Origin of the sequence: Streptomyces sp. NPDC088732 (assembly GCF_044751205.1) — a bacterium.
GTDB lineage: Bacteria > Actinomycetota > Actinomycetes > Streptomycetales > Streptomycetaceae > Actinacidiphila.
Window position 1 is genome coordinate 158,105 of sequence record NZ_JBIVLI010000009.1, and the last position, 21,975, is coordinate 180,079.

Sequence of the window (21,975 nt, forward strand, 5' to 3'; positions counted from 1 at the left end):
CATGACTTCGCTAGGGTCCTGCACCATGACTACCCCTGACAACAATTACGACCCGGCCGGCAACACCCAGATGTTCCGCGCCTTCGTCGACGAGGAGCCCGCGCAGGCCCAGGCCTCGGGCGGCGGCAACCGGACGGGACTGATCGTCGGCATCATCGCGGCCGTCGTGGTCGTGGCCGCCGTCGCCTGGTTCGCCCTGTCCTGACCCGTCACCGGTGCCCGGGACTCCCGGACACCGGAGCAGTGCCGCCGGTTCGAGGCGGGAGTGTGCGCCCGGCCTGCTGAAGGTGCGCGCCCCGCCGGGCGCCCGGCCCACCGCGTTCGCGCGCTCACGGGACCCGGACGGAGACGTCCCGGGTCTCGACGTGCATGCCCGGTGGGACGCGCCAGGCGTCGACGCACACCGTCCACGTCCGCGTGGACCGCGCCCCGCCCGCGAGGGGCACCGGCACCGGGTCGCTGCTCCCGATCGTGGCCCAGTCGATGCCGAGCAGGCCGACGATGTGGGTGCCGAACTCCAGCGTGCCCGAAGTGGCCGGACCACCACCGGTGTTGGCCAGTGTCACCGTGACGTTCTCGCACCAGCGGTCCTCGGCGGCGGTACGGGCGACCGCGCTCACCACCAGGCGGGCGGGCCCGTCCGCCGACGCGGACGGTGTCGCCGCGGGCACCGGGGAACCGGATGCCGGGGCGGACCCGGTCGGGGCGGCGGTGGCGGACGCCGTCGCGCTCGTGGTGGCCGTGCTGCCCGGTGCGGGCGCCGTGGCGGATGCGGACGGCGACGGGGAGACGCTCGCCCCGGAAGTGCCCGACGGCCGGTCGTCGCGGGGTGCCGGGCTGCCGTGCCGCGGCGGAACCGCACCGCCGTCCGTGGGCACCGGCTCCCCGGCGGCGGCCGTGGGCACGTTCATCGCGGCGCTGCCCGCGGGGCCGGGGGCGCCGAGCGCGACCCGGCCCGCTCCCGCGCTCTCGCAGTCCGGGCCCAGGGCGGCGAAGGTGCCGAGGCAGACGACGGCCGCCGAGGCCGCGGCGAGTGCGCCCCGCCGACCGGTCGGTATGTGCGCCATCGCACCAGTGTAATGACGAACCGTCAGTACCGAAGCCCCGAACCGGCGCATCCGTCACGGCCGGTCCGGGCAACGGCTCAGTGCTCCGCGGTGAGCCCCTCGCGCAGCTGCGCCAACGTGCGGGTCAGCAGCCGGGAGACGTGCATCTGGGAGATGCCGACCTCCTCGCCGATCTGCGACTGGGTCATGTTGGCGAAGAAGCGGAGCATGATGATCCGCCTCTCGCGCGGCGGGAGTTGGGCGAGCAGCGGCTTGAGCGACTCGCGGTACTCCACGCCCTCCAGCGCGGCGTCCTCGTAGCCGAGCCGGTCGGCGAGCGAGCCCTCGCCGCCGTCGTCCTCCGGCGGCGGGGAGTCCAGCGAGCTGGCGGTGTAGGCGTTGCCGACCGCGAGGCCGTCGACCACGTCCTCCTCCGACACGCCCAGCGCGACGGCGAGTTCGGCGACCGTCGGCGAGCGGTCCAGCTTCTGCGCGAGCTCGTCGCTGGTCTTGGTCAGCGCCAGCCGCAGCTCCTGGAGCCGGCGCGGCACCCGCACCGACCACGAGGTGTCGCGGAAGAAGCGCTTGACCTCGCCGACGATCGTGGGCATCGCGAAGGTCGGGAACTCCACACCGCGGTTGCAGTCGAAGCGGTCGATGGCCTTGATGAGGCCGATCGTGCCGACCTGGACGATGTCCTCCATCGGCTCGTTGCGGCTGCGGAAGCGCGCCGCCGCGTACCGCACGAGCGGGAGGTTGAGTTCGATGAGCGTGTCCCGCACGTAGGCCCGCTCGGGGCTGTCGTCCGTCAGCTCGGAGAGCCGCAGGAACAGCGAGCGGGACAGCGTGCGGGTGTCGACGACGGCGGGACCGGCGATGTCGAGGCTGTCGACAGGAGCATCGTGCGGCGCCTCGGTGTTCAGCACCTTCGGACTGCCCACTTCTACGGACATGCCACCCCCTTGAGGTCGCGGACGGGTGTCGCGGGCGACGGTTCGTTCCTCCACTGGAATACCGGAGGCCGGACCGCGACAAACGCTGTTCCCGCAGAATGTCACATGTCGGCAACACGCTGTAGCGCCATGTCGACTTATTTCCGCAGGGAGGGTCGCCCGCAAAGGTTACGATTCGAGCTGATTTGCGGATCGCAGCCGAGCGAAGCTCCGGGACAGCAAACGTGACACATGCATCTGCGAAACCCCCAGTTCCGCACTGATCTGGGACTGGGTCAGATTGCCGAAGTAGCGCAGCAGGAGGATCCGCCGCTCGCGCTCGGGCAGCTGCACCAGCAGGTGCCGTACGAGGTCGCGGTGCTCGACCCCGGTCAGCGCCGGGTCCTCGTAACCGAGCCGGTCCAGCAGCCCCGGCGACCCCTCCCCGCCCTCCTGCGCCGCCTCCAGCGAGGTCGCGTGGTAGGCCCGCCCCGCCTCCAGGCAGGCCAGCACCTCGTCCTCGGACAGCTTCAGCCGGTCGGCGATCTCGGCGGTGGTGGGGGTCCGCCCGTGGGCCACCGTCAGGTCCTCGATGGCGCCGCTGACCTGCACCCACAGCTCGTGCAGCCGGCGGGGCACATGGACGGTGCGGACGTTGTCCCTGAAGTAACGTTTGATCTCGCCGACCACGGTCGGCATCGCGAAGGTCGGGAACTGCACGCCGCGTTCCGGGTCGAACCGGTCGATCGCGTTGATCAGCCCGATCGTGCCGACCTGGACGACGTCCTCCATCGGCTCGTTGCGGCTGCGGAAGCGCGCCGCCGCGTACCGCACCAGCGGCAGGTTGACCTCGATCAGGGCGGCCCGCACGCGCGCGTGGTCCGGGGTCCCCGGCTCCAGCCCGGTCAGCTGCTCGAACAGCACCTGGGTCAGGGCCCGCGCCTCGATCGCGTTGGTGTTGGTGGTCCCCGAGCGGGTCCCGCCGGGCCGGCCGACCGGGCGGCCCGTACCGTCCGGACCGGATCCGCCGTCCTGCGGCTCCCCGGCTTCCGGCGCGGCGTGACCGTCCTGGGCGCCGGGGGCCGCCGTGTCCTTCGCGTCACCGGCGGGCTCCCGCCCGTCGTGGCCGTCCGCGGCCTCCCGGGCACTGTGGATCAGCCGGCCGTCCCGGCCGCTCCCTCCCTCGCCCCGGGCGTCCTCCGTACCGGTCCCGCTGTCGTCGCCGGGAATTGCTGGTGACGCCGTACGGGCCGACACGGGCATGCCACTCCTCATCGGTCCACTCATCCGGCAAAAGCGGTCATAGCATCACAATTCATGTGCACTGTGTGCAAGCGAGGCGCGGTGCTAGACGAAAAAGCCCTCCGCCCGGCGGGCGAAGGGCTGTTCGGGACCGGGGCCGGCCGGGGCCGTCACTCGACGACGTAGTCGGCGACCACCCAGGTGGCGAATTCCTGCCACTGCGCCACTCCTGCCTGGTGGGCGGGGTGCCACAGATAGGCGGCGAGGTCGCCCTCGTCGGCGACCGAGGCGTTGAGGGCGAAGTCGTAGGCGATGGGGCGCGGCGAGATGTTCCAGCCGAGCTCCCAGGAGAGGAGTTCCGGGATCAGGCCGTCGAGCTGTTCGAAGGCCCGTACGCCGGCCACCACGCGCGGGTCGTCGCGCTCGACGCCCTCGTTGAGCTTGAACAGGACCAGGTGGCGAATCACGGCGCCGACTCCTCGTGGTCGTGGCCGATCAGTTGATCAGCGCGGTCATGAACTCACCGACGCCCTTGGCGGCGTCCGATATGCCCTGGAAGCCCACCTGTACAAGGTCAGCGGCACGTCCGGGCGACGTGATGATCGTATAGAGCACGAAGACCACGAGGACGTACATGGTGACTTTCTTCGCCTGCGCCATGGCTGGAGTGTATCCACCGGATGGGCTAATCAGGCGGTCTCATGTGGCGTCACCTCAGGCTCTTCGCAGGTGCTCCGGAGAGGTGGCCGCGGCGGCTCGCGGGCGTGCCCGGAGGGCCTCGGCGGCCTGCCCGGACGACCGTGCGCGGAGCAGCCGTGCCCGCCCGGCGCGGGGCCGACGGGGCGTCAGCGGGCCCGGTTCCCGCCCCGTCTTCCGGGCCGTCAGTTCCCGCGACCGCGGAGCGGCACGCCGGATGATCACCCGGATGCGGACGCCCGGTGGCAGGGGCATCCCCCCGCCCCTACGGTGCGTAATTGACTGATCACCATACGGAAAACGCGCTTCGTCCCCCCACGACCGCGCCCCTTTGCGGAGGTTTCCTTGACCGTGCGTCAGATATCCCGACGCTTGTCGCTCCCCCGTGTCGCGGCCGCCGTCGTCGCCCCGGCACTGCTCGCGCTCGGACTGCCCGCCGTCCTGCCGGCCGCGGCCGCCGGGACCGGCACCCCCGTGCCCCCGCTGACGCTGCAGCGGACCGTGACGACGGCGGGCGACGGCTTCGCCCACGCCGGCGGGGCCGGCGGCACCGGCGCGCGGCTCGTGGCGGCACCCCCCAACGGCAGCACGCTCGACGCCGGTTTCGTGTTCTTCTCCTCCGACAGCGCTCCCGCCGACCCGGCCGGCGTCGACAGCGCCTACCACTTCGGCGACGGCACGACGTCCGTGACCCTGCCGGACGCCGCCGTCACCACCACGACCGTGGGCGGCCGCACCATCGCCATGGCACAGCTGCCGGCCGTCTTCACCGGCAGGGCCGCCGACGCCACCTTCACCGGCACCGTCGACGGGGGCACCGCGACCCGCTGGCGGCTCGCCGCCACCTATACCGGGGGCGCCGCCAAGGGCGCGGTCCCCAAGCGTGTGGTGCTCGTCGCCGGTCCCGGCGCCCTGGTCGAGGACGGTGACACCCCGCGCGCCGCGTCCCCGCAGATCGCGGCCGCGGCGGCACGGACGGTACGGGTCGGCGGTCTGCTCGACGACGCCGTCGGCGCCGGGGCCTCCCCGGTCGGGGTCCGCGTCGACAGCGGGGCGACCAAGGGGTCGCCGGTGACCATCGGCGCCGGGGAGTTCGCCGCCGTCGGCGACAGCGCCTGGCAGCCGGGGGCGACCACCGCGGACGGCAGGTTCACCGGCGGCCGCGGCACCGCGGGCGTCGCCCTGGGGTACGGCTTCAGCTACCCCCAGGCCGCGCAGCCCGAGTTCAGGACGTCGAGCATCACCGACGTCGACGGCGGCGGCCTCGCCCCCGGGGACGCCGTCGCCGTCTCGCGCGCCGTGGTGAACACCGGCGACGCCCCCGCGACGGGCGTCGTCCTCACCGACACCCTCACCAATCTCACCGACGTGACGAACCTCCGGGTCGACGGCGCCGCGCCGCCGACGGACACCGTCACGGTCACCGCGTCCTCGGTCACCGCACGGCTCGGCACCGGCGCAGGTGCGGCGTCCGGCGGCACGCTGGCCGCCGGAGGGACGGTGACCCTCTCCTACACGGCACGGGTGGCCACCGCCCCCTCCGGCCCGACCGCGACCTCCTCGGCCACGGTGGCCTTCGGCAACGGGGTGGCCGGACCCAGCGACCTGAACCTGGGCATCGCCACGCCCGACATCGCGCTGAGCCCGGCGAGCCTGGACTTCGGCAGCGCGCCGCTGAACACCACCGGCGCGGAACGGACGTTCACGCTCACCAACCGCGGCGCCACGCCCCGGACCGTGAACGGCGTGACCCTGTCCGGTGCGGACGCAGCGGACTTCGCCCTCGGCACCGGCACCTGCGCGGGCACCCTCGCCCCGCGGGCCCGCTGCACGATCGCCGTGACCTTCCGGCCCACGGCGACCGGGCCGCGCACCGCCGCGCTGACCGTGGACACCACCGCGGGCGTCCGCAGCGCGGCGCTGTCCGGCACGGGTCTCGCGGCCACGGGCGGCACCGCCGATGTGCAGATCACCCTCAGCGCGCCCGAGGGGGTCGGCCCGCGCGGCCCGATGACGTACACCGTGCGGGTGGTCAACAACGGCCCGGACACCGCCACCGGCGTGGCCGCCACGCTGGAGCTCCTCGGCCGCGGACGCCCCTTCGAGGACGATCCGGGCCCGGGCCCCGAGGACGGACCCGTCCCCGACATCACCTGGTGGGGAGCGAGCACCCGCGCCTCCGGCGGTGTGCGGTTCCTCAGCGGCGGCGGCCCGCACCCGTCGATCCAGCGGGTCGTGTGGACCATCGGTGATCTCGCGCCCGGGCGCACGGCGACGTTCGAGGTCGACCTGACCGCGCCGTCCGGCCTCGGCCCGGTCACCGCGACGGCCCGTGCGGTCGCGAGCACGCCCGACCCCGATCCCGGCAACAACCTCGCGACCGTCACCACCCGGGTGACGCGCGACGAGGACTGACCCGCGGCGCGGGCAGCGGGCCGGCGACGACGTGGGACCCGGCAGCTCGGGCTGCCGGGCCTCCGGCGGCGTGCGGTTCCTCAGCGGAATGGCCAGGGCTACGGCGCTGGTTCTCCCGTCCCCGGGGCCCTTGTGCGGGCCGAGCTGAGACCGGATGTGGGAGCAAAGCCGAAGGGCGGCACCCAGGAAAGCTCCTGGGTGCCGCCCTTCACCTGCTCAGAGCGGTAGCGGTGGGATGTGAACCCACGGAGGAGTTGCCCCCTCACCAGCCTCTACTGAGGGACGGCGGAGGCGCTGAGCGACATCGCGGAGGCGGCGGGGAAGGTGCAGGCGGCTTCTCGACGGAGGCAGTCACCCCGTTCAGTGCGGTGGTGGTGCCGGGTCCAGGGCGTTACCGACGGTGCAGCCGCTCTCTCCGGGCATCCGCTGGATCTGGGGCGGCACCCACACCTCGGTGGCGCCGGGACTCACGCGGGCAAGAAGGCAGTCCTGTGCGTCGAAGCCGTTGCCCTTTACCGACAGGAGGACACCGACCCGGCCGTCGTCCGCCTTCACCTCGGTACGGATCGCCGGATCCAGGTCCAGGGCAGCGAGCGTGCGGCGCACCTCAGCCTCGTCCACCCGGTCGCCCTCCGGCACCCGGGGTAGTTTCACCTGGAGCTCCTCGTACGGCAGCCGGGGCGGTTCGGGTGGCGGGGCGAAGGTCAGCGGGGGGCCATCCGGGCAGTCCACGTCACGGGGATCCTCGCGCCACTCTGACTTGGGCGACACCCGCACCGCGAAACAGCGCTGCACGGTGACCTCCTCGGCGTCGAGCCATCTGTTGTACGCCGAGCCGGATGTGCGGACGACCACGTCGATGCCGTCCCCGTTGTGTGTCGAGGTACCCGTCACCCGCAGGACCTCCACCCCGTCGATGCCGGAAGCGGAGCGCCCGACCTCCTCCGCCGTCCGCGGACGCTGCCCGTAGAGCCGCTCGCCGGCCTTCCGCGCCACCTCACGCGCGGCGTCCGTCGCCTCGTCCTCGGAGGACTGCACCACCCCGCAGCCGGCGGTGGACAGCAGCAGCGGGGCGAGCAACAGCGGGGCGAGCAAAAGCAGTCGACGCATGCGTTCACCCTTCCGGCGCCGCGCGCGGCGGGCAACCGCCGGCGTATCAGACCGGTGCAGGTGATCGTACTCAGCCGGTGCGGCCCGCAAGGGGGCGAGCCACCTTTCGTCACTGGCCCAGGACCCTCATGTGCGCCGCGACCTTTCTCGGCCGTGGCGTGGGACGGGAAGCCGATGACGCCGGTCTCGGTGTACGCCTTCATGCCTTCGGTGAGGAGGAAGCGACGTTCGCCGCCGTCGTGGTCGGCGGTCTCGTGGCCGGGGCCGACGAGGGACGGTTCCGCGTGGTGGAGGATCGAGGTTTTGATCTCTCCCGCGTGCATGTCTTTGTGCGCGTTGGTTGCCGGGCCGGCGCGCTCGCGGGCGCGGTGCCATTCGCCGCTCTGCGGAAAGAGGCTCATGCGCGGCTCGATGAGGTGGGCTTCCCGGACGATGTTCGACAGGACGTAGTTCCCGCCGTGGGCGTTCACCAGGACGAGCTTGCGGATGCCGGCCGCTTCGAGGGACTGCGCGATGTCCGTCACGAGCATGTGGAGCGTCCGCCGCGCCGATGCTGACCGTTCCAGCCCACGTGCCGTGCTGCAGACCCCGTCTCGCAGAACATTGCCGGCAAGCCAGGAAGCACCCTGTGGTGCTCCCCGCGGGATGAACCGGAGGAGGACGACGGCGGCTCCTCAGGAGCCCTCGTACCGGCCAGCTGAGACCGGAACTGAGACCAACGGACGAGGGGCGTCACCTAGGAAGTTCCTAGGTGACGCCCCTCACCTGCTCAGAGCGGTAGCGGTGGGATTTGAACCCACGGAGGAGTTGCCCCCTCACACGCTTTCGAGGCGTGCTCCTTAGGCCGCTCGGACACGCTACCGAGGGAGAGCTTAGCGGACGTCCGGGTGTGCTCCGAAATCGTTTGTGCGGAAGAAGCGCGTGAGCAGCTCACCGCACTCCTCCGCGAGCACCCCGGAGATCACTTCCGGGCGGTGGTTCAGGCGCCGGTCGCGGACCAGGTCCCAGAGCGAACCGGCCGCGCCGGCCTTCTCGTCGAGGGCGCCGTAGACCACGCGGTCCAGCCGGGACAGGACCACGGCGCCCGCGCACATGGTGCACGGCTCCAGGGTCACGACCAGCGTGCAGCCGCCGAGCCGCCAGGAACCGGCCGTCCTGGCGGCCTCGCGGATCGCCAGGACCTCGGCGTGGGCGGTCGGGTCGCCGGACGCCTCCCGTTCGTTGCGGCCCCGGCCGATGACCGTGCCGTCCGGGGACAGCACGACCGCGCCCACCGGCACGTCGCCGGTGCGCGGGGCGAGGGTCGCTTCGTGGAGGGCGAGCCGCATGGGCCCGGCCCAGGGGTCGCGGAGCGGGTCGGGGTCGGTCAGCGGACCGCCTCCAGAACGTCCGCGCAGCCCAGCGAGTCGGCGATCTCGCCGAGGGCCTCGCCCGTCAGCGCGCCGTCGCCGCTGAGCGCGAGCAGCTCCTTGTCGTCCATCCCCAGGTCCTTGAGGAGCTCGGCGTCGCCGAGGGGGCCCACGGGTACGTGTACCTCCTTCGGCCCCGGCACCACGTCGTCGTCGTCGAGTTCCTCGCTGTCACCCTCTTCGGTGCCGTCGAGGTCGACGATCTCGTCCAGGTCCTCGGGGTCGCGTCCCAGCAGCTCGTCGGTGAGCAGGATCTCGCCGTAGGAGCTGCGGGCCGCGGCCGCGGCGTCGGACACGTAGATCCGGGGGTCCTCCTCACCGTCGACGCGGACGACGCCGAACCAGGCGTCCTCCTGCTCGATGAAGACCAGGACCGTATCCTCCTCGGTCGAGGCGGCGCGGGCCACCTCGGTCAGGTCGCCGAGGGTTTCCACATCGTCGAGATCGGTCTCGCGCGCTTCCCAACCGTCCTCGGTGCGCGCGAGCAGTGCGGCGAAATACACCGTGACTCTCCCACAGGTCTCAGGCCGTCCGGACTTTCGGGCGGGAGCCGGATGATCAGCTCGGGGTCCCCGCCCACACTCGGCATCGTGGCAGAAACCTCGGCTTTGCGAAGGGTCTTCCGCGCGTGCCGCGTGCCAGGGCTTCCGGCTTTTTCCCTGCGGCGGCCTGCGCGGACCCGCCGGAACACCTCCGGCGGGGGTGGTTCGCCCGTCCCGGTGGCCTACCAGCGGAAGGTGCGCATCCGCATCTGCTGGCGCGCCCGCGCCGCGCGCGCCCTGCGCGGCTGCACGCGGTCACGGAGTTCCTTGGCCTCGTTCAGCTCCCGCAGGAACATCGCGCGCCGCCTTCTGCGTTCCGCGTCGCGCTCCTGCTGGGTACGGGCGTCGCTCTCGTCGGCGCCACTGTCGTCGTGCTCCCCCATGGGGCACCACCTCTAGTGATCCGCGGGGCCCGGGCGGGACGGTCCGGGCGCAATGGCTCGTCTTCCCCCTTCAGTGTGGTTTCAATGCGGCCCTTTGCACAGGCGCTCCGGGCGGCCGCTTCTGCCCGGCGCGGGCCACGCCGTTAAAGTCGTGGGCATGCGGATCCATGTCGTCGACCACCCCCTGGTGGCGCACAAACTCACCACGCTGCGCGACGAGCGCACCGACTCGCCGACCTTCCGGCGGCTGGCCGACGAGCTGGTCACCCTGCTCGCCTACGAGGCCACCCGTGATGTGCGCACCGAGCAGGTCGACATCACGACGCCGGTGGCGCGGACCACGGGCGTACGGCTCTCCCACCCGCGGCCGCTGGTCGTGCCGATCCTGCGCGCCGGACTCGGCATGCTGGAGGGCCTGGTGCGCCTGCTGCCGACCGCGGAGGTCGGCTTCCTCGGGATGATCCGCGACGAGGAGACGCTGGAGGCCAAGACCTACGCCACGCGCATGCCGGAGGACCTGTCCGGCCGGCAGGTGTACGTGCTGGACCCGATGCTGGCCACCGGCGGCACCCTGATCGCCGCGATCGACCTGCTGATCGAGCGCGGCGCGGACGACGTGACGGCCGTGGTGCTGCTCGCCTCCCCGGAGGGCGTCGAGGCCATGGAGCGCGCCCTGGCGGGCAAGCCGGTCACCGTCGTCACCGCCGCCGTCGACAGCCACCTCAATGAGAGCGGCTACATCGTCCCGGGCCTCGGCGACGCGGGCGACCGCCTCTACGGCACGGCGGGCTGACGGGCCGCGTTCGCAGACGTCAGGGCGGTACGGACCCCGGGGTGCGGGGTCCGTACCGCCCTGACGTCGTGAAGGAGCGCCCTAGCAGCCGGCGGGCCGGGGGGCCGTGCTCGGCTTCGCGAGGACGACGAGGTTCTGCTTGACGACCCTGTCGGCGGCGAGTGTCGTGAAGCCCTTGCCGATCATCAGGTCGACGGTGTTGGGCGCGTGCTTGCTCTTGGGACCGGCGGGCTTGAGGGTGGTGGTGCCCTTGAACTGGGCGCCGACCAGCTTCATGGCCGCCTCGGCCTTCGTGCCGGAGCCGCCGAGCAGCAGGGCGGCCGCGGTGACCTTGCGGTCGTACTGGGGGTCGGCGTTGCCGAAGGTGCCGATCTTGAAGCCCCGGGCGGCGAGCTGGTCGGCGGTCTTCTTGGCGAGGCCGCTCTTGGCGGTCGCGTTGTAGACGTTGACCGTGAGCTGCCCGGGCTCGGGGAACGCGGTGGGTTTGGCGCCGGACGTACCGGGCGCGGGGGCGGCCGCCTTGCAGGCCCGCTCCTTGGAGGCGTTGGCCGCCTGCGCGGTCCTGCCCTTGGCCGCGGCGTCGCCGTCGAAGACATCGACCAGCTGCAGCGTGCCCCAGCCGGCGAGGCCGAGCACGGCGACGGTCGTGACCAGTACCGTCACGATCCTGAACCGGCTCCGCGGACGGCGCATTCGTGGGTACTGGTTCCCGGTGACACGGTACTTCCCGCCCATGCCAGGGGGCGTCAGCATGCTCATGTGCGCAGCGTAGTGCTGGATTCCGACTTGGCCTACTAAACGATCAACCAATCGCGGCCAATCGGGACGACTTGAACCCGAAAGGGTCAACAATCGGCTGAACGGATGTCAGGACCGGCCCGAAAGTGCCGCCTCACCCGTCCGGGCCGATGCGGACCGGACCGGCGTCAGTCCATTTCCAGCACGCGCGCGTGCAGCACCTGGCGCTGCTGGAGCGCCGCGCGCACGGCGCGGTGCAGCCCGTCCTCCAGGTAGAGGTCGCCCTGCCACTTCACCACGTGGGCGAACAGGTCCCCGTAGAACGTCGAGTCCTCGGCGAGCAGGGTCTCCAGGTCGAGTTGCCCCTTCGTGGTGACCAACTGGTCGAGGCGTACCGGACGTGGGGCGACGTCCGCCCATTCACGGGTGCTTTTCCGGCCGTGGTCGGGATACGGCCGCCCGTTTCCGATGCGCTTGAAGATCACACGGAAAGCCTACCGGGCAAGGGCGTACGGGCGCAGCAATGGCGCAGGAGTGCGATGGTGGGCAAATACGGTGATAGCGGGAGCAGCGGAGCAGCCCATGACCACGCCGACGACGCCCGACGCCGTCCGGGCCATCGCCCAGGGGTACGCGTTCACCGGACCGGCGCTCGAACTCGGGGCGCTCCTGTGGGACGGACGATGCCTTCCGGACGCCCCCGTCCGCGTCCCGCTCGGCATGCTCAACCGGCACGGGCTGGTCGCCGGCGCGACCGGCACCGGCAAGACCAAGACGCTCCAGCTGATCGCGGAGCAGCTGTCGGCCCAGGGCGTCCCCGTCTTCCTCGCCGATGTGAAGGGCGACGTCTCCGGCGTCTCCGCGCCCGGGACCGCGGGCGACCGCGTGGCGCGGCGCGCCGCCGAGACCGGCCAGGAATGGTCGCCGCAGGGCTGCCCCGCCGAGTTCTACGCCCTCGGCGGCATCGGCCCCGGTATTCCGGTGCGGGCCACGGTGACGAGCTTCGGCCCGGTGCTGTTCTCCAAGGTGCTCGGGCTCAACACCACGCAGGAGCAGTCCCTCGGCCTGATCTTCCACTACGCGGACAGCAAGGGCCTGGAGCTGGTCGACCTCAAGGACCTGCGGGCCGTGGTCGCCTTCCTCACCTCGGACGAGGGCAAGGGCGAGCTCAAGGGGATCGGCGGGATCCCGCCCGCGACCGCCGGGGTCATCCTGCGCTCGCTGACGGCCTTCGAGGCGGAGGGCGCCGGCCCCTTCTTCGGGGAGCCGGAGTTCGACACGGCCGAGCTGCTGCGGACGGCGGAGGGGGACGGGCGCGGAATCGTGTCCGTACTGGAACTCGCGGCCGTGCAGGACCGCCCGCGGCTGTTCTCGACGTTCCTGATGTGGCTGCTGGCGGACCTCTTCGAGGAACTGCCCGAGGCCGGCGACCTGGAGCGGCCGAAACTCGTCTTCTTCTTCGACGAGGCGCACCTGCTCTTCAACGGGGCGAGCAAGGCGTTCCTGGAGGCGATCACCCAGACCGTGCGGCTGATCCGCTCCAAGGGGGTGGGGATCTTCTTCGTGACGCAGACGCCCAAGGATGTGCCCGCCGAGGTGCTGGGCCAGCTCGGCAACCGGGTCCAGCACGCGCTGCGCGCCTTCACCCCGGAGGACGCCAAGGCGCTCAAGGCGACGGTCCGGACCTTCCCGGTCTCCCCCTACGACCTGGAGGAACTGCTCACCGGTCTCGGCACCGGCGAGGCAGTGGTCACGGTGCTCGGCGAGAACGGCGCCCCCACCCCGGTCGCCGCCACCCGGCTGCGGTCGCCGCGGTCGCTGATGGGGCCCGTCGCCCCCGAGGCGCTGGACGCGGCGGTCAAGGGCTCCGCGCTCTACCCGCGCTACGCCCAGGCGGTGGACCGGGAGTCGGCGTACGAGCGCCTGACCGAACGGGCCGCGGCGCAGGCCGCCCCGCCCCCGCCCGCGTCCCGGGCACCCGCCGAACGCGGGCAGCGGTCCACGGAGGAACCGGGCGTCGTGGAGCAGGTGATGGGCAGCGGCGTCTTCCAGTCGCTGGCCCGCTCCGTCGGCACGCAGATCGGGCGCGAGATCACCCGGTCCCTCTTCGGCACGTCCAAGCGGCGGCGCCGCCGCTAGCCCTTCTGCTGGGGTTTCTCGGGTTTCGCGGGCTGGGCCGCCTTCGCCGCGCGCTTGGCCTCCTGCTTGAAGGCCCGCACCTTGTCCAGGGACTCCGGGCCCGTGATGTCGGCCACGGAGCGGAACGAGCCCTGGTCGCCGTAGGAGCCGGCGGCCTCGCGCCAGCCCTCGGGGGTGACGCCGAGCTGCTTGCCGAGCAGGGCCAGGAAGATCTGCGCCTTCTGCTTGCCGTAGCCGGGCAGGTCGCCCAGCCGGCGCAGCAGCTCCTTGCCGTCGCGGACGCCGCGCCAGACCGCCTCGGCGTCGCCGTCGTAGTGCTCGACGAGGTACTGGCACAGCTGCTGGACGCGCTTGGCCATCGATCCCGGGTACCGGTGCACGGCCGGCTTCTCGGAGAACAGGGCGACGAAGGTCTCGGGGTCGTACGCCGCGATCTCGTGGGCGTCCAGGTCGTCGCGGCCCATGCGCGTGGCGAGGGTCCAGGGGCCGGTGAAGGCCCATTCCATCGGGATCTGCTGGTCGAGGAGCATGCCGACGAGGGCGGCGAGCGGGCTGCGGCCGAGCAGGGCGTCGGCCTCGGGCTGCTGGGACAGCCGGAGTGTGGTTGCCATGGACCGATCATCCCGCGGGCGGGGTGGCGCCGCTCCCGCGTCACCCGGACGGCCCAGCGCGGATGGCCGAACGGGCGGCGCGGGCGGACCGTGTGAGGTGTCAGCCACCGACGCGATGGGAGCGTTGTGATGAGCCAGCAGACGCAGTCGGTCAAGCAGCCGCACCACCACTCGGGCTGGGCGACCGGAGGGACCGTGTTCGCGGGCGTCCTGATGATGGTCTCCGGTGTCTGGGCCATCCTCGAGGGCATCTCCGCCATCGCCAAGGACGACGTCTGGGTGCGGTTGGGCCACTACATCTTCAAGTGGAACCTGACGGCCTGGGGCTGGATCCACCTCGTGCTGGGAGTCCTCGTCCTCATCGTCGGCACGGCGCTGCTCTCCAGCGCGCCGAAGTGGGCACGGGTCGCGGGTGTGGCGCTGATCGCGTTCAACATCCTGGTCAACTTCGCCTGGCTGCCCTACACGCCGTTCTGGGCCTTCCTGATGATCGCGATCGACATCTTCATCATCTGGGCCCTGTGCCGCGGCTGGGGCGACCACCCCGACCACTTCGACCACCACGACCACCACGGCGGGGACGGCCACGGCAGGGACGACAAGCTGGGCCACCCGGCCTGACCGGTCGGCGGCCGGCCCTGCCGTGCACAAGCACGCCGCGGCCCCGGAGGCGTCCCCGAACGCCACCCGGGTCGCGGCGTCATGTTCGGTTCATCACCCCTTCGTGTGACAAAACCGTCCTGCCGGATAGCCCCCACCCGCACGGGTAGCGCTGAACGAGTGACGCAGCCATTTGAACTGCCCGACTTCTACCTGCCGTACCCGGCGCGGCTGAACCCCCATCTGGAGGAGGCGCGGGAGCACTCCCGCACCTGGGCGCGGGACATGGGGATGCTGGAGGGCTCGGGCATCTGGGACACCGCCGACCTCGACGCGCACGACTACGCGCTGCTGTGCGCCTACACGCATCCCGACTGCCCGGGACCGGAACTCTCCCTGGTGACGGACTGGTACGTGTGGGTCTTCTTCTTCGACGACCACTTCCTGGAGACGTTCAAGCGCTCCCAGGACCGGCGCGGGGGCAAGGCCTACCTCGACCGGCTGCCCGCCTTCATGCCGATGGACCTGGCGCAGGACATGCCGGAGCCGGTCAACCCGGTCGAGGCGGGGCTCGCCGACCTGTGGCGGCGCACCGTCCCCGCCATGTCGCCGGACTGGCGCCGGCGGTTCGCGGAGAGCACCGAGCACCTGCTCAACGAGTCGCTGTGGGAGCTGTCCAACATCAACGCGGGCCGGGTGCCCAACCCGGTGGAGTACATCGAGATGCGGCGCAAGGTCGGCGGCGCGCCGTGGTCCGCGGGCCTGGTGGAGTACGCGGCCGGGGCCGAGGTGCCGGCCGCGATCGCCGGGTCGAGGCCGATGCTCGTGCTGCGGGACGCCTTCTCCGACGCGGTCCACCTGCGCAACGACCTGTTCTCGTACCAGCGCGAGACCGAGGAGGAGGGCGAGCTCAGCAACGGCGTGCTCGTCCTGGAGACCTTCCTGGGGTGCACGACCCAGGAGGCGGCGGACTCCGTCAACGACCTGCTCACCTCCCGCCTGCACCAGTTCGAGAACACCGCGGTGACCGAACTGCCGCCGCTGTGCGCCGAGCACGGGCTCGACGCGGCGCAGTGCGCCGCCGTGCTCGCGTACATCAAGGGCCTCCAGGACTGGCAGGCCGGCGGCCACGAGTGGCACATGCGGTCCAGCCGCTACATGAACGGCGGCGGCGCGGGAGCCCCCGCCCGCCCGGGCTGGTCGCCCTTCGCGCTGCCCGGCGGGATCGGCCTGTCGGCCGGCACCGTGCGCACCACGGGGCGCGCCGAGGCCGCCCGCGCCCGGGCCTTCACCCACCGGCCGCGGCGGACCGGGCCGCTCCCGCTGCCCGACTTCCCCATGCCGTTCCCCGCCGGGCTCAGCCCGCACCTGGACGGGGCGCGGCGCCATGTCGTCGACTGGGCGCACCGGATGGGCATGCTGGAGCCGCAGCCCGGGGTCCCTCGCTCCTTCGTGTGGGACGAGCGCAAACTCGTCGCGTTCGACTTCGCGCTGTGCGCCGCGGGCATCCATCCCGACGCGTCCCCGGAGGACCTGGAGCTCACCTCCGGCTGGCTCACCTGGGGCACCTACGCCGACGACTGGTTCCCCGCCGTCTTCGGCCGCACCCGCGACCTGGCCGGCGCCCGCGCCGCCCACGACCGCCTCTCGGCCCTCGTGCCGGCCGACGGCGCGCCGGCGCCTGCCCCGCTCAACGCACTGGAGCGCGGGCTCGCCGACCTGTGGACGCGCACATCAGGGCCGATGACGCCCGAGGCGCGGCACCGTCTCCGGGCCGCCGTCGTGAGCATGACCGCCAGTTGGCTGTGGGAGCTGGCCAATCAGGCGCAGAACCGGATCCCCGATCCCGTCGACTACCTGGAGATGCGCCGCCGCACCTTCGGGTCCGAGCTGACGATGAGCCTGTGCCGGCTGGAGCACGGCGAGGTCCTGCCGGACGAGGTCCACCGCAGCGGGACGATGCGGTCGCTGGAGAACTCCGCCGCCGACTACGCCGGTCTGCTGAACGACGTCTTCTCCTACCGGAAGGAGATCGAGTTCGAGGGCGAGATCCACAACGCCCTGCTGGTGGTGCAGAACTTCTTCGACTGCGACGAGAAGGCCTCGCTCGCCGTCGTCCACGACCTGATGGCCGGGCGCATGCGGGAGTTCCAGCACGTGGCGGCGAACGAACTGCCCGTGCTCTGCGACGACTTCGCCCTCGGCCCGGAGGCCCGCGCGGCCGTGGACCGCCATGTGCGCGAGCTGGAGAACTGGCTCGCGGGCATCCTCGCCTGGCACCGCGGCTGCCACCGCTACGACGAGGAGGAAGTGCGCCGCCCGCCCGGCAGCCCCCAGGCCCCCGCCGGGCCGCAGGGACTGGGCACGTCGGCGGCCCGGCTCGCCGCGGCGCTCGGGGCGCGGTAGCGCGTCGGTGTGCGACGGCAGGAGGGGGGCGGCCCGGGCGGGAGGCCCCCCTCCGTACAGGCCGGGCGGCCGCCGTCACGGCGTGAATTCGGTGGCCGGCCGGACGGCGCGAACGGGCGCCCGGCGCGGGGCCGGTGGCCGGCGCACGCTTCGCCTGACCTACGGTGGACCCGCATCTGCGGCCCCGCGGCGAGGAGTTCCCCCCGAATGAACGCGATCAGCAGCCAACGCACCCCCCTGCGCGACCGGTTGCTCGACCGGTTCCTGCTGCACGGCACGGTGGTGTCCGTGGAGCGCGTGGCCGCCCGCATGCGGCGGCTGCGGATCGAGGGGCCGGGACTGGGCGAGGCGGCCTGCCGGCCGGGGCAGCAGGTGCGGGTGCACGTGGACGGGCTGACCCGGCGGACGTACTCGGTGTGGCACCACGACCCGGCGGGGGCGATCGAGGTGTGCGTGCTGGAGCACCCGGAGCCGGGTCCCGGCGCCCGCTGGGGCGCGGCGGCGGAGGTGGGGACGCGGGTGCGGCTGGGCCGGCCGGAAGGGTCGTTCGTGCTCCGCCCGGGGGCCCGGCACCACGTCTTCGTGGGGGAGGAGACGGCGATGCCGGCGCTGGGCGCCATGCTCGCCGCGCTGCCCGGCGACGCGTCCGTGCACGGCTGCGTGGAGACGGCGACCGCCGAGGACCGGCTGCCCCTGGCCCACGCCGACCGGCTCACCTGGCGGCTGCGGGGCGAGGCCTCCGCCGCGGCCTCCGAAGCACTCGCCGAGGCCGTCCGGGCGCTGGACCTGCCGGACGACCCGGCGGGCGGCGTCGCCTACGTGGCGGGAGAGGCCCGCACCGTGCAGCTCGTGCGCAATGTGCTGGTCCGCGAACGCGGCTGGGAGCGGCGGTCGGTGCTGACCAAGCCGTTCTGGACTCCCGGCAGGCGCGGCATGGAGTGAGCGCCGGGGCGGCCGGTCAGTCCGCGTCTCGGATCCACGCCTCGTAGGACATCACGTCGCCGGCCCGTACCCGGTATGCCGCCTGGTCCTTGGTGAAGGTGGTCTCGATGCCCAGGACCCCGCCGGTGCGCGGGTCGAGGATCACCATGATGCGGGTGATGCCGGTGTCGAGGACGTACGCCTGCCCGGGGCGGCCGAGGCGGTCGGTGATCGCCCCGACCGGGCGCAGGTCCTTCGCGGCGGCCAGCAGGGCGTCGATCGCCGCGATGTCCCGGGCGCCGGGCGTCCAGTCGCCCAGGACCGAGGGCAGCACGTCCAGCAGGTCCTGCGTGCGGGTGCAGGCGCAGCCGTAGACGTCGCGCAGGTAGCCGCGCCACTCCGCGGCGTCGTGCGGCGGCTCGGTACCGGACAGCCCGTACGGCAGCAGCGTGCCGGGCGGGTACGACGCGCGGTGCAGCACCTTGCCGTCCGCGACGGTGCGGGGGGCGCCGCCGGGGTCGGTGATGACGGGCGCGCCCGGGTGCAGAGGGTCGGTGGCGACGACGAGTTCGGTACCGCTGCCGTCGGCGTTCCACCGGGTCAGACGCTCCTCCGGGACGGTGACGGGCGGCCGTGCGACGGGACCCTCCTCCATGCTCATGCTCCACGACATCACGTGAGCGCCGCCCCGTGTCCCCGGCACCGTGTCACCGCCGGCCGCGGCGGCGTCCCGGGCAGCCCGCGCGATGTCGGCCAGTGGCACCGCCGGGGAACCGGCCTCGGGCCGCAGCGCGACGGGCGCCGCGACCGCGGGCGTGCTGCCGGCGTCCGACAGGGTGAAGGCCAGGACGGCGGTGACGCCGACGGCCGCCGCCACGCCGGCCGGTACCAGGCGCCGCACGCGCCAATGCCGCCGCGCCGGCGCCGGCCGCATCAGCCGGCGCATCGCATGCTCGGCGCGCGCGTCCAGGGGGCGGTCGGCCCACCGCGGATCGCCCGCCGGTACGGGGTCGGCCTGCCGCAGCAGCTCCAGGTCCCGCTCTTCGGTCATGGCCGTGACTCCCCTTCGCCCGTGTTCCGCATGGCCGGTACGGCCTGTGCGGCGTGGGGCGCCGCGCCCACCGCCACCGTCATCCCCATGCGGTCGATCTGCTCGCGCAGCCTGCGCCGTGCGCGGTGCAGCCGCATGGCGGCCGCGCTCCGGCCGCAGCCGAGGGCGACCGCCAGTTCGCCGACGTCGAGTTCCTCCCAGGCGGTCAGCCGCAGCGCTTCCCGGTCGGTGTCCGGCAGCTGTTCCAGCGCCTCGTGCACCCACGCCCCGGGGCGCTCGGTGTCGGGGCTCGGCACGAGGTGCGTGCCGTGCGCCGTTTCGTGGTTCCCTATCCGGTCCAGCAGCCTGCGGCGGCGGCTCCGGCCGCGCACGGTGTTGGCGAGGCAGTTGCGGGCCACGCCGTACAGCCAGGGCAGCGGCTGCCCGGGGAGTTCGCGGCGGCGCCGCCACGCGACGGCGAAGACCTCCGCGGCGACTTCCTCCACCTCGTCCTGCTCCTGGCCGTCCAGCCGCCGCGCGATGTAGCGGCAGATCGCCCAGTAGTGCTCGCGGTAGGCCGTGGCGAACGCCTCGCTGTGCGTCTCGTCCGTGCTCATGACCGCTTGGTGTCCGCCATGGCCCCGATCATCACACCCGTCCGGTGTGATCTTTTCGCCGGTCCTCGCGGGCGTCCTCCCGTGACGCACCGGGCGGTCCCGGACACCTGGCGGGCATGAGGATCAGTGACGTACGCGGGACCGCGGTGGTGCGGTGGCTGACCACCACGGACCACAAGACCATCGGCACGCTCTACCTGGTCACGGCATTCGCGTTCTTCTGCGGGGGCGGCCTGATGGCGCTGCTGATGCGCGCCGAGCTCGCCCGCCCCGGCATGCAGGTCATGACCAACGAGCAGTTCAACCAGCTCTTCACGATGCACGGGACGGTGATGCTGCTGATGTTCGCCACCCCGCTCTTCGCGGGTTTCGCGAACTGGATCATGCCGCTGCAGATCGGCGCACCCGACGTCGCGTTCCCCCGGCTCAACATGTTCGCGTACTGGCTCTACCTGCTGGGCTCGCTCATCGCGGTGAGCGGTTTCCTGACCCCGCAGGGCGCGGCCGACTTCGGCTGGTTCGCCTACTCCCCGCTGTCGAGCGCCGTGCACTCGCCCGGGGTGGGCGGCGACCTGTGGATCATGGGACTGGCGCTGTCCGGCTTCGGGACGATCCTGGGCGCGGTCAACCTCGTCACCACGATCGTCTGCATGCGCGCTCCCGGCATGACGATGTTCCGGATGCCGATCTTCACCTGGAACGTGCTGCTCACCGGTGTCCTGGCGGTGATGGCCTTCCCGGTGCTGGCCGCCGCGCTCTTCGCTCTGGAGGCCGACCGGACCTTCGGGGCTCACATCTTCGACCCGGCGAACGGCGGGGCACTGCTGTGGCAGCACCTGTTCTGGTTCTTCGGGCACCCAGAGGTCTACATCATCGCGCTGCCGTTCTTCGGGATCATCAGCGAGGTGATCCCGGTCTTCTCGCGCAAGCCGATGTTCGGATACACCGGGCTGATCGCCGCGACCATCTCCATCGCGGGCCTGTCGGTCACGGTCTGGGCGCACCACATGTACGTGACGGGCGGGGTGCTGCTGCCCTTCTTCTCCTTCATGACGCTGCTGATCGCGGTGCCGACCGGGGTGAAGTTCTTCAACTGGATCGGGACGATGTGGAAGGGCTCGCTGAGCTTCGAGACCCCGATGCTCTGGGCGACCGGCTTCCTCGTCACCTTCGTCTTCGGCGGGCTCACCGGGGTGCTCCTCGCCTCGGCGCCGGTGGACTTCGAGGTCTCCGACACCTACTTCGTGGTGGCGCACTTCCACTACGTGGTCTTCGGAACGGTGGTCTTCGCGATGTTCTCGGGACTCCATTTCTGGTGGCCGAAGTTCACCGGCAAGATGCTCGACGAACGCCTGGGCAAGATCACCTTCTGGACGCTCTTCACCGGCTTCCACGGCACGTTCCTGGTCCAGCACTGGCTGGGTGCGGAAGGCATGGTGCGGCGCATCCCGGACTACCTGGCGGCCGACGGCTTCACCGTTCTCAACACCGTCTCGACGATCAGCTCCTTTCTGCTGGGGCTGTCCCTGCTGCCGTTCCTCTACAACGTCTGGCGGACGGCGAAGTACGGGAAGAAGGTGGAGACCGACGATCCGTGGGGCTGGGGACGCTCCCTGGAGTGGGCGACCTCCTGCCCACCGCCGCGGCACAACTTCCGCTCGCTGCCGCGCATCCGGTCGGAATCGCCGGCCTTCGATCTGCACCATCCCGAGGTGGGCATGTCGGAAACGGTGGCGGGACCGCTGTGATGGGCCGGCACTCGCGCAGACGCACCGTCCCGTACGCAGGCACGGCGGCAGCCGTACACGCACGGCACGACGACCCGCGCGGTGCTCCGGCTCAGCCGACCCGGGCAACCGCGGCCTCCGCCACGGCCAGTGCCATCGCCATGATGCTGAGCTGTGGATTCACCTCCGGGCAGCTGGGCAGCGCGGAGGCGTCGGCGATGTGGACGCCCGACACGCCGCGCAGCCGGCCGTCCGGTCCGGCGGGCGCGGTCCGCGGGTCGGCGCCCATGGCCACGGTGCCGGTGGGATGGAACGCCGACAGATGGAGCTGACGGACGGTCACGCGCGCCAGGGCGTCCTGGAGTTCGGCGGGGGTGCGGGCCCTCGGGGGGCCGGGATGCCGGTGAGGACCTCCTGGGCCCCCGCGGCGAACAGCAGGTCGCCCATGGCGCGCATCGCGCGCAGCAGACGGCGGCCGTCGCGCGGGTCGACGTCGTAGCGCAGCAGCGGGCGCCCGCGGCCGAGCACACGGCCGCCCGGCCGGTCCGCGATCATCGCGCCGAACGTGGCCAGCCGGCCGGAGTCCTCCAGCTCCGCCCGCAACTCCCGCCCGACACC

Annotated in this window: 23 protein-coding genes, 1 tRNA gene and 1 pseudogene; 8 read left to right on the forward strand and 17 right to left on the reverse strand. The window is 72.4% G+C overall.

Annotated features, from left to right (window positions below; translation table 11 throughout):
• Positions 1–25: 25 nt before the first annotated feature.
• The gene (locus tag ACIP9H_RS17410) at positions 26–205 is read left to right on the forward strand and encodes a hypothetical protein (protein ID WP_360904210.1); all 180 of its coding nucleotides are present in this window, start codon (positions 26–28) and stop codon (positions 203–205) included.
• A gap of 124 nt (positions 206–329) precedes the next feature.
• On the opposite strand, the gene ACIP9H_RS17415 is transcribed toward ACIP9H_RS17410, so the two are convergent.
• The 5 genes from ACIP9H_RS17415 to ACIP9H_RS17435 form a co-directional block, all read right to left on the reverse strand.
• On the reverse strand, positions 330–1,067 hold the full coding sequence (locus tag ACIP9H_RS17415) for a hypothetical protein (RefSeq protein ID WP_401959669.1): 738 nt from the start codon (positions 1,065–1,067) through the stop codon (positions 330–332).
• Positions 1,068–1,144: 77 nt separating this feature from the next.
• Positions 1,145–1,999: an RNA polymerase sigma factor SigF gene (locus tag ACIP9H_RS17420; protein ID WP_360904204.1), complete on the reverse strand. Its 855-nt coding sequence runs from the start codon at positions 1,997–1,999 to the stop codon at positions 1,145–1,147.
• A 168-nt stretch (positions 2,000–2,167) separates the two neighbouring features.
• Positions 2,168–3,241, reverse strand: coding sequence for a SigB/SigF/SigG family RNA polymerase sigma factor (locus ACIP9H_RS17425; RefSeq protein ID WP_401591748.1), 1,074 nt, complete (start codon positions 3,239–3,241; stop codon positions 2,168–2,170).
• 149 nt (positions 3,242–3,390) lie between these two features.
• Positions 3,391–3,687 (reverse strand): Dabb family protein, encoded by a 297-nt coding sequence (locus ACIP9H_RS17430; RefSeq protein ID WP_401591746.1) that lies wholly within the window; start codon positions 3,685–3,687, stop codon positions 3,391–3,393.
• A gap of 28 nt (positions 3,688–3,715) precedes the next feature.
• Positions 3,716–3,880 carry a hypothetical protein gene (locus ACIP9H_RS17435; protein WP_319663804.1) on the reverse strand — a complete coding sequence of 55 codons (165 nt, stop codon included), beginning with the start codon at positions 3,878–3,880 and terminating at the stop codon, positions 3,716–3,718.
• A 408-nt stretch (positions 3,881–4,288) separates the two neighbouring features.
• On the opposite strand from ACIP9H_RS17435, the gene ACIP9H_RS17440 reads away from it, so the two are divergent.
• On the forward strand, positions 4,289–6,331 hold the full coding sequence (locus ACIP9H_RS17440; RefSeq protein ID WP_401591744.1) for a choice-of-anchor D domain-containing protein: 2,043 nt from the start codon (positions 4,289–4,291) through the stop codon (positions 6,329–6,331).
• A gap of 360 nt (positions 6,332–6,691) precedes the next feature.
• Here ACIP9H_RS17440 and ACIP9H_RS17445 read toward each other — a convergent pair whose 3' ends face one another.
• The 6 genes from ACIP9H_RS17445 to ACIP9H_RS17470 all read right to left on the reverse strand — a co-directional run bounded on the left by ACIP9H_RS17445 (position 6,692) and on the right by ACIP9H_RS17470 (position 9,775).
• Positions 6,692–7,327, reverse strand: a complete 636-nt coding sequence (locus ACIP9H_RS17445) for a translation initiation factor IF-2 (RefSeq protein WP_401959672.1) — start codon at positions 7,325–7,327, stop codon at positions 6,692–6,694.
• Entirely contained in the window at positions 7,222–7,971 is a 750-nt protein-coding gene (locus ACIP9H_RS17450; protein ID WP_401959674.1) for a creatininase family protein, read from the reverse strand. The genes ACIP9H_RS17445 and ACIP9H_RS17450 overlap by 106 nt, the downstream gene beginning before the upstream one ends.
• A 245-nt stretch (positions 7,972–8,216) precedes the next feature.
• A tRNA-Ser gene (locus ACIP9H_RS17455) sits at positions 8,217–8,303 on the reverse strand.
• A gap of 10 nt (positions 8,304–8,313) precedes the next feature.
• Positions 8,314–8,769: a tRNA adenosine(34) deaminase TadA gene (gene tadA, locus ACIP9H_RS17460; protein ID WP_401591740.1), complete on the reverse strand. Its 456-nt coding sequence runs from the start codon at positions 8,767–8,769 to the stop codon at positions 8,314–8,316.
• Between the two features lie 38 nt (positions 8,770–8,807).
• A complete protein-coding gene (locus ACIP9H_RS17465) occupies positions 8,808–9,353 on the reverse strand; it encodes a hypothetical protein (protein WP_401591738.1) in 546 nt (181 codons plus the stop codon).
• A 221-nt stretch (positions 9,354–9,574) separates the two neighbouring features.
• Positions 9,575–9,775 carry a hypothetical protein gene (locus ACIP9H_RS17470; RefSeq protein ID WP_401591736.1) on the reverse strand — a complete coding sequence of 67 codons (201 nt, stop codon included), beginning with the start codon at positions 9,773–9,775 and terminating at the stop codon, positions 9,575–9,577.
• Positions 9,776–9,932: 157 nt separating this feature from the next.
• On the opposite strand from ACIP9H_RS17470, the gene upp reads away from it, so the two are divergent.
• Positions 9,933–10,568 (forward strand): uracil phosphoribosyltransferase, encoded by a 636-nt coding sequence (gene upp, locus ACIP9H_RS17475; RefSeq protein WP_360904179.1) that lies wholly within the window; start codon positions 9,933–9,935, stop codon positions 10,566–10,568.
• A gap of 81 nt (positions 10,569–10,649) precedes the next feature.
• Here upp and ACIP9H_RS17480 read toward each other — a convergent pair whose 3' ends face one another.
• Together ACIP9H_RS17480 and ACIP9H_RS17485 are read right to left on the reverse strand one after the other, a co-directional pair.
• Positions 10,650–11,327, reverse strand: a complete 678-nt coding sequence (locus tag ACIP9H_RS17480) for a LytR C-terminal domain-containing protein (protein ID WP_401591734.1) — start codon at positions 11,325–11,327, stop codon at positions 10,650–10,652.
• Positions 11,328–11,494: 167 nt separating this feature from the next.
• Entirely contained in the window at positions 11,495–11,791 is a 297-nt protein-coding gene (locus ACIP9H_RS17485) for a type II toxin-antitoxin system VapB family antitoxin (RefSeq protein ID WP_319134963.1), read from the reverse strand.
• Between the two features lie 97 nt (positions 11,792–11,888).
• Here ACIP9H_RS17485 and ACIP9H_RS17490 point away from each other — a divergent pair, with 97 nt between their 5' ends.
• Positions 11,889–13,445: a helicase HerA-like domain-containing protein gene (locus ACIP9H_RS17490; RefSeq protein ID WP_401591731.1), complete on the forward strand. Its 1,557-nt coding sequence runs from the start codon at positions 11,889–11,891 to the stop codon at positions 13,443–13,445.
• Here ACIP9H_RS17490 and ACIP9H_RS17495 read toward each other — a convergent pair.
• A complete protein-coding gene (locus ACIP9H_RS17495) occupies positions 13,442–14,056 on the reverse strand; it encodes an HhH-GPD-type base excision DNA repair protein (protein ID WP_401591729.1) in 615 nt (204 codons plus the stop codon). The genes ACIP9H_RS17490 and ACIP9H_RS17495 overlap by 4 nt on opposite strands.
• A 129-nt stretch (positions 14,057–14,185) precedes the next feature.
• Between ACIP9H_RS17495 and ACIP9H_RS17500 the strand changes: the two genes are divergently transcribed.
• The 3 genes from ACIP9H_RS17500 (at position 14,186) to ACIP9H_RS17510 (ending at position 18,004) form a co-directional block, all read left to right on the forward strand.
• Positions 14,186–14,677, forward strand: a complete 492-nt coding sequence (locus ACIP9H_RS17500) for a hypothetical protein (protein WP_401591727.1) — start codon at positions 14,186–14,188, stop codon at positions 14,675–14,677.
• Between the two features lie 159 nt (positions 14,678–14,836).
• Positions 14,837–17,062, forward strand: coding sequence for a germacradienol/geosmin synthase (locus ACIP9H_RS17505; protein WP_401591725.1), 2,226 nt, complete (start codon positions 14,837–14,839; stop codon positions 17,060–17,062).
• A 207-nt stretch (positions 17,063–17,269) separates the two neighbouring features.
• Positions 17,270–18,004, forward strand: coding sequence for a siderophore-interacting protein (locus tag ACIP9H_RS17510; RefSeq protein WP_401591723.1), 735 nt, complete (start codon positions 17,270–17,272; stop codon positions 18,002–18,004).
• 16 nt (positions 18,005–18,020) lie between these two features.
• Here ACIP9H_RS17510 and ACIP9H_RS17515 read toward each other — a convergent pair whose 3' ends face one another.
• Together ACIP9H_RS17515 and ACIP9H_RS17520 are read right to left on the reverse strand one after the other, a co-directional pair.
• Entirely contained in the window at positions 18,021–19,034 is a 1,014-nt protein-coding gene (locus ACIP9H_RS17515) for a CU044_5270 family protein (protein ID WP_401591721.1), read from the reverse strand.
• Positions 19,031–19,630: an RNA polymerase sigma factor gene (locus ACIP9H_RS17520; protein ID WP_401591719.1), complete on the reverse strand. Its 600-nt coding sequence runs from the start codon at positions 19,628–19,630 to the stop codon at positions 19,031–19,033. Before ACIP9H_RS17520 ends, ACIP9H_RS17515 begins: the two co-directional genes overlap by 4 nt.
• A 116-nt stretch (positions 19,631–19,746) precedes the next feature.
• On the opposite strand from ACIP9H_RS17520, the gene ctaD reads away from it, so the two are divergent.
• The gene (gene ctaD / locus ACIP9H_RS17525; protein WP_401591717.1) at positions 19,747–21,378 is read left to right on the forward strand and encodes a cytochrome c oxidase subunit I; all 1,632 of its coding nucleotides are present in this window, start codon (positions 19,747–19,749) and stop codon (positions 21,376–21,378) included.
• Positions 21,379–21,469: 91 nt separating this feature from the next.
• Here the strand turns inward: ctaD and ACIP9H_RS17530 are convergent.
• Positions 21,470–21,871 (reverse strand): annotated as a pseudogene (locus ACIP9H_RS17530) (GMC oxidoreductase); the annotation flags it as partial.
• Positions 21,872–21,975: the final 104 nt, after the last annotated feature.

Excerpts from the sequence above, each read along its gene's own strand:
- ACIP9H_RS17410 (WP_360904210.1), top strand. The coding sequence starts at position 26 with ATGACTACCCCTGACAACAATTACGACCCGGCCGGCAACACCCAGATG.
- ACIP9H_RS17415 (WP_401959669.1), bottom strand. The coding sequence starts at position 1,067 with ATGGCGCACATACCGACCGGTCGGCGGGGCGCACTCGCCGCGGCCTCG.
- ACIP9H_RS17420 (WP_360904204.1), bottom strand. The coding sequence starts at position 1,999 with ATGTCCGTAGAAGTGGGCAGTCCGAAGGTGCTGAACACCGAGGCGCCG.
- ACIP9H_RS17425 (WP_401591748.1), bottom strand. The coding sequence starts at position 3,241 with ATGCCCGTGTCGGCCCGTACGGCGTCACCAGCAATTCCCGGCGACGAC.
- ACIP9H_RS17435 (WP_319663804.1), bottom strand. The coding sequence starts at position 3,880 with ATGGCGCAGGCGAAGAAAGTCACCATGTACGTCCTCGTGGTCTTCGTG.
- ACIP9H_RS17450 (WP_401959674.1), bottom strand. The coding sequence starts at position 7,971 with ATGCTCGTGACGGACATCGCGCAGTCCCTCGAAGCGGCCGGCATCCGC.
- tadA (WP_401591740.1), bottom strand. The coding sequence starts at position 8,769 with ATGCGGCTCGCCCTCCACGAAGCGACCCTCGCCCCGCGCACCGGCGAC.
- ACIP9H_RS17470 (WP_401591736.1), bottom strand. The coding sequence starts at position 9,775 with ATGGGGGAGCACGACGACAGTGGCGCCGACGAGAGCGACGCCCGTACC.
- upp (WP_360904179.1), top strand. The coding sequence starts at position 9,933 with ATGCGGATCCATGTCGTCGACCACCCCCTGGTGGCGCACAAACTCACC.
- ACIP9H_RS17480 (WP_401591734.1), bottom strand. The coding sequence starts at position 11,327 with ATGAGCATGCTGACGCCCCCTGGCATGGGCGGGAAGTACCGTGTCACC.
- ACIP9H_RS17490 (WP_401591731.1), top strand. The coding sequence starts at position 11,889 with ATGACCACGCCGACGACGCCCGACGCCGTCCGGGCCATCGCCCAGGGG.
- ACIP9H_RS17495 (WP_401591729.1), bottom strand. The coding sequence starts at position 14,056 with ATGGCAACCACACTCCGGCTGTCCCAGCAGCCCGAGGCCGACGCCCTG.
- ACIP9H_RS17500 (WP_401591727.1), top strand. The coding sequence starts at position 14,186 with ATGAGCCAGCAGACGCAGTCGGTCAAGCAGCCGCACCACCACTCGGGC.
- ACIP9H_RS17510 (WP_401591723.1), top strand. The coding sequence starts at position 17,270 with ATGAACGCGATCAGCAGCCAACGCACCCCCCTGCGCGACCGGTTGCTC.
- ACIP9H_RS17515 (WP_401591721.1), bottom strand. The coding sequence starts at position 19,034 with ATGACCGAAGAGCGGGACCTGGAGCTGCTGCGGCAGGCCGACCCCGTA.
- ACIP9H_RS17520 (WP_401591719.1), bottom strand. The coding sequence starts at position 19,630 with ATGAGCACGGACGAGACGCACAGCGAGGCGTTCGCCACGGCCTACCGC.
- ctaD (WP_401591717.1), top strand. The coding sequence starts at position 19,747 with ATGAGGATCAGTGACGTACGCGGGACCGCGGTGGTGCGGTGGCTGACC.